Source organism: Psychrobacter sp. TB67, assembly GCF_000511065.1.
GTDB lineage: Bacteria > Pseudomonadota > Gammaproteobacteria > Pseudomonadales > Moraxellaceae > Psychrobacter > Psychrobacter okhotskensis.
Genome location: NZ_AYYA01000082.1, coordinates 1 through 16093, shown reverse-complemented (window position 1 = coordinate 16093; position 16093 = coordinate 1). Strand labels below are relative to the sequence as shown.

General features: G+C 42.9%; 13 protein-coding genes, 4 tRNA genes and 2 rRNA genes. 7 read left to right on the top strand and 12 right to left on the bottom strand.

Annotated features, from left to right (window positions below):
• The first annotated feature begins 17 nt into the window (after nucleotides 1-17).
• The 3 genes from W293_RS0114370 (at nucleotide 18) to W293_RS0114360 (ending at nucleotide 2775) form a co-directional block, all read left to right on the top strand.
• Nucleotides 18-2018 (top strand): MacB family efflux pump subunit, encoded by a 2001-nt coding sequence (locus W293_RS0114370; protein WP_037026101.1) that lies wholly within the window; start codon nucleotides 18-20, stop codon nucleotides 2016-2018.
• A 449-nt stretch (nucleotides 2019-2467) separates the two neighbouring features.
• Nucleotides 2468-2543 (top strand) — tRNA-Lys (locus tag W293_RS0114365).
• A 156-nt stretch (nucleotides 2544-2699) separates the two neighbouring features.
• A tRNA-Lys gene (locus W293_RS0114360) sits at nucleotides 2700-2775 on the top strand.
• Nucleotides 2776-3015: 240 nt separating this feature from the next.
• Here W293_RS0114360 and W293_RS0114355 read toward each other — a convergent pair.
• Both W293_RS0114355 and W293_RS0114350 read right to left on the bottom strand, forming a co-directional pair.
• Complete coding sequence (locus W293_RS0114355) at nucleotides 3016-3783, bottom strand: MBL fold metallo-hydrolase (RefSeq protein ID WP_025653078.1); 768 nt, start codon at nucleotides 3781-3783, stop codon at nucleotides 3016-3018.
• Nucleotides 3784-4157: 374 nt separating this feature from the next.
• Nucleotides 4158-6245 (bottom strand): catalase, encoded by a 2088-nt coding sequence (locus tag W293_RS0114350; protein WP_025653077.1) that lies wholly within the window; start codon nucleotides 6243-6245, stop codon nucleotides 4158-4160.
• Between the two features lie 439 nt (nucleotides 6246-6684).
• Here W293_RS0114350 and W293_RS0114345 point away from each other — a divergent pair, with 439 nt between their 5' ends.
• Nucleotides 6685-7479 carry a dienelactone hydrolase family protein gene (locus W293_RS0114345; RefSeq protein ID WP_051395153.1) on the top strand — a complete coding sequence of 265 codons (795 nt, stop codon included), beginning with the start codon at nucleotides 6685-6687 and terminating at the stop codon, nucleotides 7477-7479.
• Between the two features lie 97 nt (nucleotides 7480-7576).
• Here W293_RS0114345 and W293_RS0114340 read toward each other — a convergent pair whose 3' ends face one another.
• The 3 genes from W293_RS0114340 to W293_RS0114330 all read right to left on the bottom strand — a co-directional run bounded on the left by W293_RS0114340 (nucleotide 7577) and on the right by W293_RS0114330 (nucleotide 9234).
• Nucleotides 7577-8257, bottom strand: coding sequence for a DUF938 domain-containing protein (locus W293_RS0114340; RefSeq protein ID WP_025653075.1), 681 nt, complete (start codon nucleotides 8255-8257; stop codon nucleotides 7577-7579).
• A 33-nt stretch (nucleotides 8258-8290) separates the two neighbouring features.
• A complete protein-coding gene (locus W293_RS0114335; RefSeq protein ID WP_025653073.1) occupies nucleotides 8291-8755 on the bottom strand; it encodes a flavodoxin family protein in 465 nt (154 codons plus the stop codon).
• A gap of 68 nt (nucleotides 8756-8823) precedes the next feature.
• Nucleotides 8824-9234 (bottom strand): OsmC family protein, encoded by a 411-nt coding sequence (locus W293_RS0114330; protein WP_025653072.1) that lies wholly within the window; start codon nucleotides 9232-9234, stop codon nucleotides 8824-8826.
• 62 nt (nucleotides 9235-9296) lie between these two features.
• On the opposite strand from W293_RS0114330, the gene W293_RS16580 reads away from it, so the two are divergent.
• A complete protein-coding gene (locus tag W293_RS16580) occupies nucleotides 9297-9575 on the top strand; it encodes a DUF1289 domain-containing protein (protein WP_319802581.1) in 279 nt (92 codons plus the stop codon).
• 27 nt (nucleotides 9576-9602) lie between these two features.
• Here the strand turns inward: W293_RS16580 and W293_RS0114315 are convergent, their stop codons facing one another.
• Both W293_RS0114315 and W293_RS0114310 read right to left on the bottom strand, forming a co-directional pair.
• On the bottom strand, nucleotides 9603-10058 hold the full coding sequence (locus W293_RS0114315; RefSeq protein ID WP_025653071.1) for a hypothetical protein: 456 nt from the start codon (nucleotides 10056-10058) through the stop codon (nucleotides 9603-9605).
• Between the two features lie 43 nt (nucleotides 10059-10101).
• Nucleotides 10102-10761 carry a DUF4145 domain-containing protein gene (locus W293_RS0114310; protein ID WP_025653070.1) on the bottom strand — a complete coding sequence of 220 codons (660 nt, stop codon included), beginning with the start codon at nucleotides 10759-10761 and terminating at the stop codon, nucleotides 10102-10104.
• Nucleotides 10762-10913: 152 nt separating this feature from the next.
• Between W293_RS0114310 and W293_RS16575 the strand changes: the two genes are divergently transcribed.
• Nucleotides 10914-11255, top strand: a complete 342-nt coding sequence (locus W293_RS16575) for an IS630 transposase-related protein (RefSeq protein ID WP_037026110.1) — start codon at nucleotides 10914-10916, stop codon at nucleotides 11253-11255.
• Nucleotides 11194-11754, top strand: a complete 561-nt coding sequence (locus W293_RS0114300; RefSeq protein WP_156915661.1) for an IS630 family transposase — start codon at nucleotides 11194-11196, stop codon at nucleotides 11752-11754. The genes W293_RS16575 and W293_RS0114300 overlap by 62 nt, the downstream gene beginning before the upstream one ends.
• On the opposite strand, the gene W293_RS0114295 is transcribed toward W293_RS0114300, so the two are convergent.
• From W293_RS0114295 to W293_RS0114275, 5 genes are all read right to left on the bottom strand, one after another.
• Nucleotides 11741-12157 carry a DUF4917 family protein gene (locus W293_RS0114295; protein WP_025653068.1) on the bottom strand — a complete coding sequence of 139 codons (417 nt, stop codon included), beginning with the start codon at nucleotides 12155-12157 and terminating at the stop codon, nucleotides 11741-11743. The two genes, W293_RS0114300 and W293_RS0114295, sit on opposite strands and share 14 nt — an antisense overlap.
• A gap of 261 nt (nucleotides 12158-12418) precedes the next feature.
• Nucleotides 12419-12532, bottom strand: a 5S ribosomal RNA gene (gene rrf / locus W293_RS0114290).
• A 180-nt stretch (nucleotides 12533-12712) separates the two neighbouring features.
• A 23S ribosomal RNA gene (locus W293_RS0114285) occupies nucleotides 12713-15574 on the bottom strand.
• 357 nt (nucleotides 15575-15931) lie between these two features.
• A tRNA-Ala gene (locus W293_RS0114280) sits at nucleotides 15932-16007 on the bottom strand.
• Nucleotides 16008-16016: 9 nt separating this feature from the next.
• Nucleotides 16017-16093, bottom strand: a tRNA-Ile gene (locus tag W293_RS0114275).

Here is a 16093-nt window from a genome sequence, read left to right as displayed (position 1 = left end):
TATAGGTAGCATTCTAGATGAATAGTGGCAACCCCAACCCTAATATCGCAGCAGACGTCCCATTGATGCAGGTCAAAGGGCTGATAAAAGAGTTTAAAGCGGGTGAACAAACCATTCGTGTGCTTCATGATATCGATCTGACTATCAATCAAGGTGAGATGGTGGCCATCATTGGTCAATCGGGTTCGGGTAAGTCGACCCTGATGAACATCTTAGGCTGCTTAGATCAAGCCAGTGCTGGCGAATACAAAATATTTGGCAAACCCGTTGACCGCCTAGAAGCCGATGAGTTGGCCAAACTGCGCCGCGAGCACTTTGGCTTTATTTTTCAACGTTATCATTTACTCGGCGATATCAGCGCGCGCGATAACGTCTCGGTGCCTGCAGTATATGCAGGGATGGATGGGCAAGCCCGTAACGAGCGAGCTGAAAAACTGCTAACGGACTTGGGATTGGCAGACAAGGTCAATAACCGTCCTAATCAGCTGTCAGGCGGCCAACAGCAGCGTGTTTCTATCGCTCGGGCACTGATGAATGGCGGCGACATTATTTTAGCGGATGAGCCAACTGGGGCACTCGATAGTAAGTCTGGCGACGATGTGATGCAGATATTGTATGAGTTAAATGCCCAAGGTCATACTATTATCATGGTCACGCATGATCCCAACCTTGCGGCACAAGCCGAGCGGGTAATTGAGCTCAAAGACGGTTATGTGATTGCTGACTATGAAAATGAGCGCTACCAGCGAAAAGAGGTAGAACCTGAGCCTATTTTAGACAAACATCGAAAGAGTGCCTTTAGCAGCTTTATCGACCGTATATTTGAAGCGTTTAAGATGTCATTACTGGCCATGCGTGCTCATAAAATGCGTACCTTGCTGACGATGCTAGGCATTATTATTGGTATCGCATCAGTCGTCTCGGTCGTCGGTCTCGGTAAAGGCTCTCAGGCGCAGATCCTCTCCAATATTAGCTCTCTTGGCACCAATACTATTACCGTCTCTGACGGCTATCCTTATGGCGATCCCAGACGGCAATACAATGATGACAATTTAACGCCAGAAGACGCCCAAGCGGTCGCTGATCAGCCTTATGTCGTTAGTGTGAGCCCGCAGCTCGATACCAATATTAATGTGCGTTATCGCAGCGTCCAGGAGGCGGCTAGCGTTAGTGGTGTGGGTAAAGACTATCTTGATGTCAGTGGCGAAACACTGGTTCAGGGTCAAGGTTTTGATGAGGACAGCATCTTACGCCGTACTCAAGACATTATCATCGACAACAACGCCAAAAATACCTTTTTTCCGGACAACCCCAACCCCATTGGTGAAGTCATGCTGATAGGTAGCGTACCAGGGCGAGTCATTGGCGTCTTAGCCCCCAACTCTAGCGGCTTCGGCAGAGGTTCTGTCGATACGCCTACGCTATATATGCCCTATACCACGATGATGTCGCGACTTATCGGTAGTGCCTATATTGAAAATTTTGTCGCCCTCATTGATGATAATATCTCATCGGCCGCTGCAGAATCAGCCATTTCCGAATTGATGGAAAGTCGCCATGGTACCGATGACTTTCGCATACGCAACTCAGACTCGATTCGCCAAACCATCGAATCGACCACCACTGCCATGACCTTACTGATTTCATCAATCGCTATTATCTCACTAGTTGTTGGTGGCATCGGGGTGATGAATATCATGCTGGTGTCGGTCACTGAACGCACCAATGAGATTGGGGTACGTATGGCGGTCGGTGCTCGTCAAAACGACATTATGCAGCAGTTTTTAATCGAGGCCGTACTGGTCTGTATTTTAGGCGGACTACTTGGTATTGGGCTGGCATTTGCGATTGGTGAGGTCATTAACCGCGTTGGTGGCGATAGCTTTAAAGTCATTTATTCATCCACCTCTATCATTGCCGCCTTTTTGTGCTCGACGCTGATTGGTGTTATCTTCGGTTTCTTGCCTGCACGCAATGCGGCCAGACTGGATCCTGTAGAAGCGCTGTCTAGAGATTAAACGGATAGATAATTGCTAAATAGTAAACGAACGATTAAATCAGACGCTACGATGGTTATTCAGTAAATTATCTCAGCTAACTGACCTTCTAAAATTGCATTTACTCGTGAATATAATAAAAACACCCATTGTTTTGCCTCAATTACACTTTTTTTGTTCTACGGGGTTGTAATTGTCTTAATAATATATATAATGTGCTCTCACGTTTAGAGATACAAATAATCTAAACGAGTAAACAAGCTTATTGTCTCTTTTGATATTGATTCAAGAATAGATAAAGAAGTTAAGCTTATAGATATTTTTAATGTCTAGTTTTAATAAATATCCCTTTAAGGGAATTTATCTTGCAGTAAATGCAAACCTAGTTTGGATACTGAGTTTTTAGAACTTACGAAAATGTAAATTCTCTTGCGCTCAGACGAAGCAGTGTTTCGTGTTATCCTCGCTCAGGGCCGATAGCTCAGTTGGTAGAGCAGTTGACTTTTAATCAATTGGTCCCGCGTTCGAGTCGCGGTCGGCCCACCATCTTTAGTATGATTCTTATCATGTATGCTACCCTATTCGGTAGTAGCGTTATAAGTTTAAAGACATTGTTTTTGATGTCTAGTTTTAATAAATTTCCCTTTAAGGAAATTTATCTTGCGAAGCTAAAATTGTCATGCAATTTTTTAACGCTTCTCAGGGCCGATAGCTCAGTTGGTAGAGCAGTTGACTTTTAATCAATTGGTCCCGCGTTCGAGTCGCGGTCGGCCCACCATATTCTAAAAGCCCAGCCATTATTTATAATGGCTGGGCTTTTTTTGTCTTAAATTTGGTTTTAATAAAGAATAGTGTATATAACTGAAATATCCTAAAAACGCGACGATATTACTTTCACTGACTATATCGATATAATTTGGATATAGGGAAAGCGAATGAGAGTACTGCAAATAGTAGACTAAGCGAGCCTGACATCGTATCTGATTTATAGAGGACTACCTATAGAAGCTATTCTACTTTAGTAATCCTTGACCTTTGTTTTTCCACCTTTTAATTTATGCTTAATGGTGTCGGTTATAGTACGAGGCTTTTTGGGAGCTTGTGCGATAAGCATGTCAAAAGTTGCCGCGTCAATAGGCAGCTCGCAGCCATGCGCCATCATAACGTTAGAAGGACGTAAGTCTTTTATTTTTTGAAGAGATTGAACATAAGCTTTTGGATAATGAACTGGAAAAGGAGCGACAAACTTATGGCGTAGCTTTATAATTAAGTCAGCCGTATATACTTGCCTAGTTGAAAGGTGAAACAAAGACAAATCCCGATCGGTATGACCCGGTGTTTCCAGTACCTGCCACTCCTCAAAGCTAGGAATACAATCACCCTCCTTAACGGTAATATCAGGGCGCAGATGTGTTGGGTACCATAGGTTTGCATAAGGACGTTGTGTACGACGAGCAACATAATGAGCCAGCGCAATATCCGTTAAATACATAGCTTTTCCACTAATACCTGCATACCACGGCTTCGGTTTATCTGCGGAAACAATAAGGCAGCCTGTCGCTTTTCTGAGCGCACTAGCACCTCCTGCATGATCTGGATGCATATGCGTCACGACAACGACCTTCAAGTCTGTTATAGGACGTTGCAGCGTTTTTTGAATGTAACTAAGAACCATAGAGACGTCAGCACGGCAACAGCCATCTAGCAACATCAATTTATCGGGATATACTGCTAAATAGGTGCTTTGTATATAACCATCAAGACGTACAATCTCACATAAACTCATTATCTAACCCTAAGCCTGATCGTATCAGACTACTTTTATTAGGGTCTGTTGAACATTCAAATGTGGCACTGGCAGTGGCTAAAACCACCCAAAACGTCGTTATAAACCTAGCTAAGGTCTCGACATTATCGTCGGTTTACGCCTGATTTAATAAAAGGTTTGGTGCAATTTTAGCGATCAGCAGTCCTAATATTTGAATGTTCAACAGACCTTAATTAATATAATTTTCTTTATTATAACCTTCGTTATCTAATAGTCAGTGACATTCAGTGAACGCTTGTGGCTATCTTTCTAAGTGAATAATAATTGTAGGGTTATAAAAGCAAAAAACCCAGCACTTAGGCTGGATTCTTTGTATAGTAAAACAGGTTTAATTAAGCAAGGTCACGTACCTTTGGTTCACGCTCCCACAGACGAGATTTTGCATTATCAATAAAGATATCCAAATCAGCCAATGGCGTGACAAAAGCATCTTTTTGGACGGGCAGTTTACTTAATATAAACTCATCCGTCGCCCCGCAATAAGCAATGGCCTTACAATGCACGTAAGCATCGGTGAACCAATCTAATGCTGAGCTATCTTCTGCAAGCTTTTTGGCTTGATCCGGCATAATGATACTGACTACCGCATCAAACAATACTGAAGGGCCACCAGCCAAACGCTCGTCGGCTTGGATACGTGTGCCGTCATCCAACTCTACTTCTTTGTTAGGAGCAACGATTTTTACCATGCCGCCCTCTTTATTGACCGCTTCTTCAAACTTCTGAATTTCGCTATGCTTTGACCCTTTAGCTACTAGAATACCGACTAAGCGACCATTCAAAGTTTTAGGCGTTCGACCGATAGTTTGTAGAGGTTTTGAAGTCGCCATATCTACTACTGGGGCTGCGGCATCAGCAGGTTCAGGCAATTCCATTCCCAAGGCTTTCGCAACTCGATTGGCCAAGTCTTCATCGATATGCGGCAAGTGACTTAGCATACGAGTACGAACGTGTGCGGTGTCTACTTTACCTAGCTCGAACGCATAAGCTGAAGCGATATGTGCTTGCTCTGTAGGCGTTTGGCTACGATAGAACATACGCGGCTGACTATAATGGTCAGCGAAGCTCTCAGCGCGTACGCGGCCTTTTACACCGTCATCTAACTGCTCATGGAACGACTCAAAGCCACGCTTGACACTTTCACGTGGACGAGTGGCATCTAAGCTTTGTGGCTCATAAAGGGTGCGAGTTTTCGGCACTTGCATCTGCATATGACCGTCTTGCTGATTGTTGGCAAACGGACACTTTGGCGCATTAATAGGAATCTGGGCAAAGTTAGGCGAGCCTAAGCGCGATAGCTGGGTGTCGAGATAGCTGAACAGGCGACCTTGTAATAATGGGTCGTTACTGAAGTCAACACCAGGTGGCAAATGCGAGGGACAAAAGGCTACTTGCTCAGTTTCTGCGAAGAAATTGTCTACATTACGGTTCAACACCATTTTGCCAATGATTTTTACTGGTACCATTTCTTCCGGAATCAATTTGGTCGCATCTAAATGATCGAATGGAAACTCATTGGCTTCTTCTTCCGTGAACAGCTGAACACCAAACTCCCATTCTGGATACGCTTCATTATCGATGGCTTCATATAGATCACGGCGATGATAATCAGGATCTGCGCCAGAGATTTTTACCGCTTCATCCCATGTCGTTGATTGGACACCAAGTACGGGCTTCCAGTGGAAACGTACAAAGGTACTTTTGCCGTCTTTATTGAGCAGGCGATAACTGTGAATACCAAAACCTTCCATCATACGTAGGCTACGCGGCAGCGCGCGATCACTCATTAGCCAAATCAGGTTGTGCATGGTTTCAGGGCTTAGCGAGACAAAATCCCAAAAAGTATCATGGGCAGACGCTGCTTGTGGGAATCCGCGATCAGGCTCTGGTTTCACCGCATGAATCAAATCTGGAAATTTAATGGCATCCTGAATAAAGAAAATCGGCATATTGTTACCGACAATATCCCAATTACCCTCTTCAGTATAAATTTTTACAGAAAACCCTCGGACATCACGTGGCGTATCTTTGGAGCCTTTATTACCGGCAACCGTAGAAAAACGCGTAAATAAAGGTGTCTGCTTACCTGTTTCAGTCAGAATTTTAGCGGTGGTATATTCTTCTAATGACTCTGTTAGCTCAAAATAACCATGCGCCGCACTACCACGAGCATGGACGATACGCTCTGGAATGCGCTCATGGTCGAAGTGATTGATTTTTTCGCGTAAGACGAAATCTTCTAACAAGGCCGGACCACGTGCGCCAGCTTTTAACGAGTTTTGGTTGTCTGAAATTGCAACGCCTTGTTGCGTGGTTAACACCTTGCCATCGTCACTAGCACGCTGATGAGTCTCGCCACCATTACCACGCGCAGGGTTCATATCTTTGGCGGGGTCGTTATGATCAATATTCTTTTTCATAAAATATCCTAGCTTATAAGTGAAATGGACTCTAATGAGACCAAAGAAAGCACCTACACAGTTCTAATATCCCTAGAGATAATAATGACTTCAACTGTCGTTTAATTGTCTGTGTTTTAGCGATGCTGATTGTTAAAAAGATAAAGAAATTATAGGCTTGCGACTTATCTTAGCGAAAAATTCAAAGTTACACGTCATATAAATAGTTAAGCTTGTTGATATTTGGTTAATAATACTGGGAATTGACAGTAAAAATGAGGTGCATTTTATTATTGATAGCCATGCTTGTCATGAGCAGGTTCTATAAGGTACTCTCTAAAGTATGCCTTGCTAAAATATGCTTCATCAAACTATAGCTTGCTTGCGAGCCACATCTTATGAATAAAAAGAGAGCTCAGCCAAGCATTTACCCTGATCATTCATAAATAAAGGACTACTTATGTTATCGAACGTCATTCACCCCGCTAAGCGTTTGTGCCAATCTCTGCTCTTTACCACGTCATTGGGCTTAATGGCACTGACCGTTAGTCAAACAGCAGCAGCTATTACGACTAAAAATATCACTTATACGGTAGACAATCAAAATTATGAAGGCTATTACGCCAAAGCCGATAAGGCCAATGCGCCTTTTATTTTGCTCATTCATGATTGGGATGGGTTGACTGATTACGAAAAAAAACGAGCTGATATGCTGGCGACTGAGGGCTATAATGTCCTAGCTGCTGATATGTTTGGCACGGGTATTCGCCCGACTGAGTTAGCAGACAAAAAGCGTCTGACTTCTGAGCTTTATAAGAATCGCAGTAAGATGCGCCGTATTCTGACGGCGGCGTTAAATACTGGACAAGCCCAAGGTAATAATGTCCGCGAAGGCGTGACGATGGGTTATTGCTTCGGTGGTGGTGTCGCGCTAGAGCTGGCACGTTCAGGATTTGAGCAAAAAGCCTTTGTCCCTTTTCACGGTGGCTTGGAGACGCCAACAGGTCAAAGCTATAGCAATACTAAAGGCGAGATATTGGTGTTTCATGGCTCAGCCGATGAAGCCGTACCGTTCGAAGATTTTGCCGCGCTTAACAAAACGCTAGAAGCAGCTAAAGTACCGCATGAAATGATTACTTATAGTGGTGCAGTACATGCTTTTACGGACTTCAATAATAAAGATAGATATGATGCTCGCGCAGATGAACGCTCTTGGAATCGTTATCTAAACTTTTTAGAGAATACTTACAAATGAGTTGCTACTCAAGTTGTTAAATGACATTTTTATGAATGGTATTATTTTGCACCACTTTAGCTATCAGCAGTGCTTTCTTGTGAATGTTCAACACGCACTAAACTGACTCTATCTTTTTGAAAACAAGTAGCTGATTGTTGGCTGGCATCGGATACACTTTAACCAATGTCAGCCAATTTTTTTCAGCCAACGCTACAACATCTTCTTTATCGCGTATACCGCTATTAGCATCACGTTGTCGTAGTGCTTTATCAAACTGACGATTGCTGTTACTCGTATAAAGCCCATTGTCATTGAAAGGGCCATACACTATAAATTTACCACTATCAGGTAACATCTCTCCCACTGACTCAAAAAGTCTTTCGACCAAAGACCACGAAATAATATGTAAAGTGTTGGCCGTAAATACTGCATCATAAGGCTTGTCGTTAGCACTTATAGAAGACTCATTGTTAAGGCTTCTAGGTAGCGTGTCAGTCGTTAAGTCAAAAGCCAAAGGTTTATATAAATTAGAGGCAGGGTGAGCATCATGCCAAGCTTTTATAGCAGCGTGATTGGCGACAATATCGCTAGTTTGCCAATTGAGATGAGTTAGGTTTGGTGCAAAGTACACGCTGTGCTGACCCGTTCCTGATCCTACTTCTAATACTTGCGAATATCCTACTAACTCTTTTTGCAAAACAGACAGAATGGGTCGCTTATTGTTCTCACAAGCTTGCGAAAACGGTAGCTTACTTTGATTATTGATACCGGTGTTGCCTAAGTTTTTATTATTCATAACAGCCTTTTAAACCCAATTCAGAATTAAAAACTAGTAAATACCCGCTTCTAATCCAGCTGCCAATGTCATAGCAAGCTCTTCTACTTGCTCAGCAAAACTGTCTTGCCAATCGCCCTGTAGTATCAGCGCCTCTTGAATCCATGACCAACGTAGCCCCGTTGTAATCGTTTTGAGCGCAAGCTTGGTGCCTGTACCATCATGCCCTGCCCGTATATATACCGCAAATGGCATACCCTGCTTTTCCTCTAACACAGGAGAATAGCAACGATCAAAGAAGTCTTTGGTGAGCCCAGCCATATACGCTAAATTCTCTGTCGTTCCAAGAAGAAGTGCGTCCGCCGCGAGTACATCTTCAAGCTGCGTGTCTTGTGGTGATTTCAGAATGACATTGATATCTATATCAGGATGGTTCGCACCATCGTAGGCCGCTTGTGCTAATTTTTTAGTATTCGGCGATGGTGCATGCGCAACGATAAGTAAGGTTTTGCTAGCCATATCAATCACCCTTATAGAGGTCACTAGTTCTTGGAATTAGTTGTTCTTGGAATCAGCAAATCTTAGAATTAATAGCTCTTAGAATTAATAGTCACTTTTTGAATAATATCAGGGTGCAAGCTATTAGCCACTGGGCAAGTTAAGGCGGTGTTATAGAATATTTTTTGCGTTTTATCATCTAACTGTTGATTAAAAGTAATTACGATATGTACTTCGCTAACACGTCTTGGGTCAGCTGCCATTACTTTGGTCACTTCAGCCATAGTGCCTGCAATATCGATATCCATATCACGAGCTTTGATACCAATAATCGTCAACATGCAACTGGCTAAGCTAGTCGCCAATAAATCAGTCGGTGAAAACGCCTCGCCCTTACCTTGGTTGTCAGTCGGTGCATCGGTAATTATTTGATTATTCGACTGTAGGTGAATGGCTTGGGTGCGTAAATTGCCTTGGTAGGTTACTTTTGAGGTGGTCATGGGGTTCTCTTTGGTAGTTATTATCGGACTACTGATTTTCAACATAATATCGTTTTACGACTATAAAGTTAAATGCACCATTTAAAGTAACATATTTAAGTCTGATTGAACTGCTTGATATTAGCAGTACTTGCACGATCAATAAAAAAGGCTATTGCTTTGGTTGCCTGCGCAGTCGAGCCGAGCGCCAACGATGGCATCATATGACGACAGAGCAGCAACGCGAGGTACTAAGGCTTATCGCAGGACGTAAACTACGTATCGAGCTCATGCGGCTGCGTAAAAACGAGCAGTTGGGATTTGATTTTGAAGAAGACGTTGAGATGGGTGAGTTGTTTTGATATAAGTTGTAGAAGATGAAAAGCATTTTATTGCTGAGATTTATTTTTAGATAATTCATTATGTATAGGATGAACCCAATACACTTTTCCTTCCAGTTCCTCAAGGTCAAGACTCTCTCTTAGTTCATCTCGAAGAGATGCAATCAAAGGATCAAAAGAAAAATCAGAGTCTCCTGTTCCTAATTCTGAATCTATTAACTGCTGCATTTGTTCTACTTGCCATTTTGTACCCATGAACTGGATGGATATTGATGCATCTCTAAGATGTTTAGCGGCTTCTTCTTTATTTGGATTACTACTGTACATCAACAAAGATTTAAAAGATTTTTTTAGATGATCAATTCGTTGTTCTGATTTTTGCTCATTTATTTGGAGTTTTACTGCTGATTGGTGAGAGTAGAAGGCAGTCGCTATAGCGATAATAGCTGGTATGAATATTTTTAAAAAATCAATAGAAACGAAGATTGCTAAAAAACGAGACATATTCTTTTACCTTTAATAACTTTGCTAGAGAAGTAAGAATTAATTAAGCTAAATGAACAATTAGAAACTGTTCAATATCACTAATCATAATTGCCACATCGCTATCGGTAAATTCTTCAGGCTTGCCATGTGCAGCGCTGTTTCTTATATCTGCTAAAGCGGTAATTCTTTTCTGTTGGAGCTTATTATAAACTCCCGCTTTAACAAGATCTGAATTCATTTTATCTAATTTACCTATAGTTAAGGCGTTTTGATAGCATATATCACGAAGTGTAGTTTCCAATACAACCCCAGCAATAACCGCAGCTGCTAGCTTATATCCACTAGACAGCAATTCTTGAGCCTGTTCAAGTTCGCTATCAAAAACATCTGCTTGTATCAAATTTTTTAATGAGGTTAGATAACCATTTTTATAATCATCCATTGCTGCTATAAATACAGACTTCATTCTCTTAAATGCATCCCACTGAGTTTCGTAACTACGTAGCTTTTCCGCCTTTATAAACTCTTCATAGTGTTGTGAATCTTTGCCACATGTGGAAACTAATAAATTTTTAGATTTTACTTTCCAAGTTAGGGTTTTTTCATTATCTACAACATTAACATTTCCGACAAGTTGATTATGTTGTGTTCCACGTGTTGCTTCAATTTCTTTCGTTTCTTCAAATAACTGATCAAATCTTTCAGATAATTTTTGAATCATGTACAGAACTCCATTTTAAGACAACACTAAGCTAAATGAAAGAATAACAGATGTTAGCGAAAAACACTTTTATTACTTATGCTTGCTAACTATAGTAGATCTTTTATAAAAGTGGTACAGTCGTTTTAAAACAAGCGAAAAGTAAAAAGATTATGACTTATTCAGCAGACTTCCGTGCTCAAGTGATTAAAAGTGTCGAACAACAAGATATGAGTATCAGACAAGCTTGTGCATTTTATGACATTAGTAAGGCCACGCTACAGAATTGGCTCAAAGACCCTAGTATTAAACTCACTCGCAATAAACCACCCAGTAAAATACCTAACGAAGCTTTATTAAAAGATGTTGAACAGCATCCAGACGATTACATGTACGAGAGAGCACAGCGTTTTGGCTGTAGTAAGTCGGGCATCGAGGCCGCTTTAAAACGTCTTGGTATCAGTCAAAAAAAAGACCTTAGAGCATCCAAAAGCTTGCCCATTAAACAGAGCTAAATATCTAAGTAAACTGGGCGACTACATCGCTCAAGGCTATGCAATTGTATACATGGATGAGAGTGGCTTCGAGGCTGAGACCATCCGCTCTCATGGCTATGCACCTATTGGTACCCCTTGCATCGATAGCTATAACTGGCAAGGTAGAAAACGCACCAATGTTATTGGTGCCTTATATGAAAAAGCGTTATTTGCACTTGATTACTTCGAAAAGAATATCAATGGCGACATATTCTACAACTGGTGCAAAAACACGCTAATACCAAGTCTTAAAATAAAATGCGTAATCGTCATAGATAACGCCAGCTTTCATAAACGCGTTCAGAGATTACTCAACAGGCATGGTCATCGCTTGTTATTTCTACCGCCTTACAGCCCTGATTTAAACCCTATTGAAAAAAAATGGGCACAGGCTAAGTTTCTACGACAAGGGTGGATGGAGAATAATTTACCTAAGCTGTTTCATGATATGGGTTGTACTAATTTTATTCTGGATTGACTATAGCATTATTCCAAACTCCTGAGCTATTACTAAGGAAAAAACTCACTTGAACTTGGGTTCCTAATATTTGATGTATAATATGACTTACTCTATTACAATAGGCCTGATCATTCCCATAAACTGAAACTGCAACACTCCGAACTTGGGACAAGGCTATACGCTCCAAAATATAGATATCTTGTTCCCATAATCCCCATCCATATATAACTAAAGAAGGCTCTAAAGTAGTGAGAACCTCTCTATAAACCGTATTTAAATAGCTACTACTTCGTATTGAATTTATTTTCTGCTTAGATGTACCTTCACTAACAAATAGTGGAACTACCTGCTCAGATTGCCATGCTCTTAGTATTGCTTCAAGCAAACCATCGCTGTTACCCTTATCATTAATTAACACCATGCTGAGAAAGTATCATGATACATTAACTTATAATTGTTGACTAATAATTAAAATATAAAAAATCCCCCAACCAGATAAATGATTGGGGGATAATCAGGAATAGAGAGCTGACGATGACCTGAGCGCCGTTAAGGCAAAGCACTGCTTTGCTAGGCAGCACAAGAGCAAATTCTTTAAATAGGATTTACTGTGTAGGTCACTAGGAATAAAAGATAAAAAAAAGAGCCATCCAATTAAGGATGACTCTTTTTTAGAATAGAGAGCTGACGATGACCTACTCTCACATGGGCGAACCACACTACCATTGGCGCAACGATGTTTCACTTCTGAGTTCGGGAAGGGATCAGGTGGGGCCATCGCGCTATTGTCGTCAGCAAAGGGGGTTAGATATGAGTCTGATGTTATTATGACGTCAAGATATTATCTATTGGTCGACCAACTTGTAACCTAACTGAATCAAGGTTAAAGGTGATATCGAAATATATATATTCTATAAGCTTTCGCTTATACAAGATAGATTAATTAGAGCTTTGATACAAACCACTTGGGTGTTGTATGGTCAAGCCAAACGAGCAATTAGTACAGGTTAGCTACACACATCGCTGTGCTTCCACACCCTGCCTATCAACGTCGTAGTCTTCAACGGCTCTTTAGGGAAATCTAATCTTGAGGTGGGCTTCCCGCTTAGATGCTTTCAGCGGTTATCCCATCCGAACGTAGCTACCGGGCAATGCCACTGGCGTGACAACCCGAACACCAGAGGTTCGTCCACTCTGGTCCTCTCGTACTAGGAGCAGATCCTCTCAAATTTCCAACGCCCACGGTAGATAGGGACCGAACTGTCTCACGACGTTCTAAACCCAGCTCGCGTACCTCTTTAAATGGCGAACAGCCATACCCTTAGGACCTGCTTCAGCCCTAGGATGAGATGAGCCGACATCGAGGTGCCAAACACCGCCGTCGATATGAACTCTTGGGCGGTATCAGCCTGTTATCCCCAGAGTACCTTTTATCCGTTGAGCGATGGCCCTTCCATACAGAACCACCGGATCACTAAGACCTACTTTCGTACCTGCTCGACTTGTGGGTCTCGCAGTTAAGCGCGCTTTTGCCTTTATACTCTACGACCGATTTCCGACCGGTCTGAGCGCACCTTCGTACTCCTCCGTTACTCTTTAGGAGGAGACCGCCCCAGTCAAACTACCCACCATACATTGTCCTCGGTATTGTTATACCTGAGTTAGAACCCCAACATGACCAGGGTGGTATTTCAAGATTGGCTCCACCAAGACTAGCGTCTCGGCTTCAAAGCCTCCCACCTATCCTGCACAAGTCAGGTCAAAGTTCAATGTAAAGCTGTAGTAAAGGTTCACGGGGTCTTTCCGTCTAGCCGCGGGTACACAGCATCTTCACTGCGATTTCGATTTCACTGAGTCTCTGCTGGAGACAGCGCTGCCATCATTATGCCATTCGTGCAGGTCGGAACTTACCCGACAAGGAATTTCGCTACCTTAGGACCGTTATAGTTACGGCCGCCGTTTACTGGGGCTTCGATCAAGAGCTTCGCTTACGCTAACCCCATCAATTAACCTTCCAGCACCGGGCAGGCATCACACCCTATACGTCCACTTTCGTGTTTGCAGAGTGCTGTGTTTTTAATAAACAGTTGCAGCAGCCTGGTATCTGCGACTGTCAACAGCTCAAGGAGCAAGTCCTATCACCATCAACAGCGTACCTTCTCCCGAAGTTACGGTACCATTTTGCCTAGTTCCTTCAGCAGAGTTCTCTCAAGCGCCTTGGTATTCTCTACCTGATCACCTGTGTCGGTTTAGGGTACGATTCGTTTATAACTATTGCTTAGAAGCTTTTCCTGGAAGCATGGTATTTGCCACTTCGCTGTACAAGTACAGCTTGCTATCAGATCTCAGCCATATAACAACCCGGATTTACCTAAGTTGTAAGCCTACATCCTTTCACCTGGACAACCAACGCCAGGCTGACATAACCTTCTCCGTCCCTCCATCGCATTATAAACAAGTATCGGAATATTAACCGATTTCCCATCGACTACGCCTTTCGGCCTCGCCTTAGGGGTCGACTCACCCAGCCCCGATTAACGTTGGACTGGAACCCTTGATCTTCCGGCGTGCGAGCTTTTCACTCGCATTATCGTTACTCACGTCAGCATTCGCTCTTGTGATACCTCCAGCATGCCTTACGACACACCTTCACAGGCTTACACAACGCTCCCCTACCACTTGAAAACAAATTCAAATCCGCAGCTTCGGCTCCTAGTTTGAGCCCCGTTACATCTTCCGCGCGGGCCGACTCGACTAGTGAGCTATTACGCTTTCTTTAAAGGATGGCTGCTTCTAAGCCAACCTCCTAGCTGTCTATGCCTTCCCACCTCGTTTCCCACTTAACTAGGAATTTGGGGCCTTAGCTGGCGGTCTGGGTTGTTTCCCTCTCCACAATGGACGTTAGCACCCACTGTGTGTCTCCCGGATATCACTCATCGGTATTCGGAGTTTGCATCGGTTTGGTAAGTCGGTATGACCCCCTAGCCGAAACAGTGCTCTACCCCCAATGGTGTTCGTCCGAGGCGCTACCTAAATAGCTTTCGGGGAGAACCAGCTATCACCGAGTTTGATTAGCCTTTCACCCCTATCCACAAGTCATCCCCTGGCTTTTCAACGACAGTGGGTTCGGTCCTCCGGTGCCTGTTACGGCACTTTCAACCTGCTCATGGATAGATCACTCGGTTTCGGGTCTATGCCCTGCAACTAAACGCCCTATTAAGACTCGGTTTCCCTACGGCTCCCCTAAACGGTTAACCTTGCTACAGAACATAAGTCGCTGACCCATTATACAAAAGGTACGCGGTCACCCTAATAAATTAAGGCTCCCACTGCTTGTACGCACACGGTTTCAGGTTCTATTTCACTCCCCTCACAGGGGTTCTTTTCGCCTTTCCCTCACGGTACTGGTTCACTATCGGTCAGTCAGGAGTATTTAGCCTTGGAGGATGGTCCCCCCATCTTCAAACAGGATTTCTCGTGCCCCGCTCTACTTAATATGTTAACGCTAATGTTTCGAATACAGGACTATCACCTACTACGGTCAGCTTTCCCACGCTGTTCTTCTACATTAGCACTAATCGGCTTCTCCCCGTTCGCTCGCCGCTACTTGGGGAATCTCATTTGATGTCTATTCCTAAGGGTACTGAGATGTTTCACTTCCCCTCGTTCGCTTCTTGTACAAGTACAAGATACCTACCTTATGGTAAGTGGGTTTCCCCATTCAGAAATCTCCGGATCACAGGATATTGCCGCCTCCCCGAAGCTTATCGCAGGCTGTCACGTCTTTCATCGCCTCTGACTGCCAAGGCATCCACCATGTGCGCTTCATTACTTGACCATACAACCCCAAGTAGTCTTAACTTATAAATAAGTTTTAACTTCAAAGTGTTATATAAGTCTAATTATGATAACGATATCACCTATGTTTATACGCTTGATTCAGTTCTCTTTACTTTTTTAATAACTCACTACTGGGATAACAACTGATGTCGTTAAGTAGTGAGTTATTAAGGTTAGGAACAACGCGTGAACACGTGTTCCTAACCCAGACTCATATCTATGTTTTTAAATAGTTCTTACGCTCTCGTCGAGTCATAAGTTCTGTATAAAACAGAAAGAAATAATCGTATGATGTAATATCTGAATTATTTGTTTCTGTTTATGCTTGTTTATATAGTTACTATCGTATTTATTATGGTGGAGCCAAACGGAGTCGAACCGTTGACCTCCTGCGTGCAAGGCAGGCGCTCTACCAACTGAGCTATGGCCCCGTAAATAAATGGTAGGCCTGGGCAGACTTGAACTGCCGACCCCCGCGTTATCAACACGGTGCTCTAACCAGCTGAGCTACAGGCCT

What these genes read in the sequence shown, in the direction of transcription:
- W293_RS0114345 (WP_051395153.1), top strand. Translation starts at nt 6,685, where the DNA reads ATGTTATCGAACGTCATTCACCCCGCTAAGCGTTTGTGCCAATCTCTG.
- W293_RS0114335 (WP_025653073.1), bottom strand. Translation starts at nt 8,755, where the DNA reads ATGGCTAGCAAAACCTTACTTATCGTTGCGCATGCACCATCGCCGAAT.
- W293_RS16575 (WP_037026110.1), top strand. Translation starts at nt 10,914, where the DNA reads ATGACTTATTCAGCAGACTTCCGTGCTCAAGTGATTAAAAGTGTCGAA.
- W293_RS0114370 (WP_037026101.1), top strand. Translation starts at nt 18, where the DNA reads ATGAATAGTGGCAACCCCAACCCTAATATCGCAGCAGACGTCCCATTG.
- W293_RS0114310 (WP_025653070.1), bottom strand. Translation starts at nt 10,761, where the DNA reads ATGATTCAAAAATTATCTGAAAGATTTGATCAGTTATTTGAAGAAACG.
- W293_RS0114350 (WP_025653077.1), bottom strand. Translation starts at nt 6,245, where the DNA reads ATGAAAAAGAATATTGATCATAACGACCCCGCCAAAGATATGAACCCT.
- W293_RS0114295 (WP_025653068.1), bottom strand. Translation starts at nt 12,157, where the DNA reads ATGGTGTTAATTAATGATAAGGGTAACAGCGATGGTTTGCTTGAAGCA.
- W293_RS0114355 (WP_025653078.1), bottom strand. Translation starts at nt 3,783, where the DNA reads ATGAGTTTATGTGAGATTGTACGTCTTGATGGTTATATACAAAGCACC.
- W293_RS0114330 (WP_025653072.1), bottom strand. Translation starts at nt 9,234, where the DNA reads ATGACCACCTCAAAAGTAACCTACCAAGGCAATTTACGCACCCAAGCC.
- W293_RS0114315 (WP_025653071.1), bottom strand. Translation starts at nt 10,058, where the DNA reads ATGTCTCGTTTTTTAGCAATCTTCGTTTCTATTGATTTTTTAAAAATA.
- W293_RS0114340 (WP_025653075.1), bottom strand. Translation starts at nt 8,257, where the DNA reads ATGAATAATAAAAACTTAGGCAACACCGGTATCAATAATCAAAGTAAG.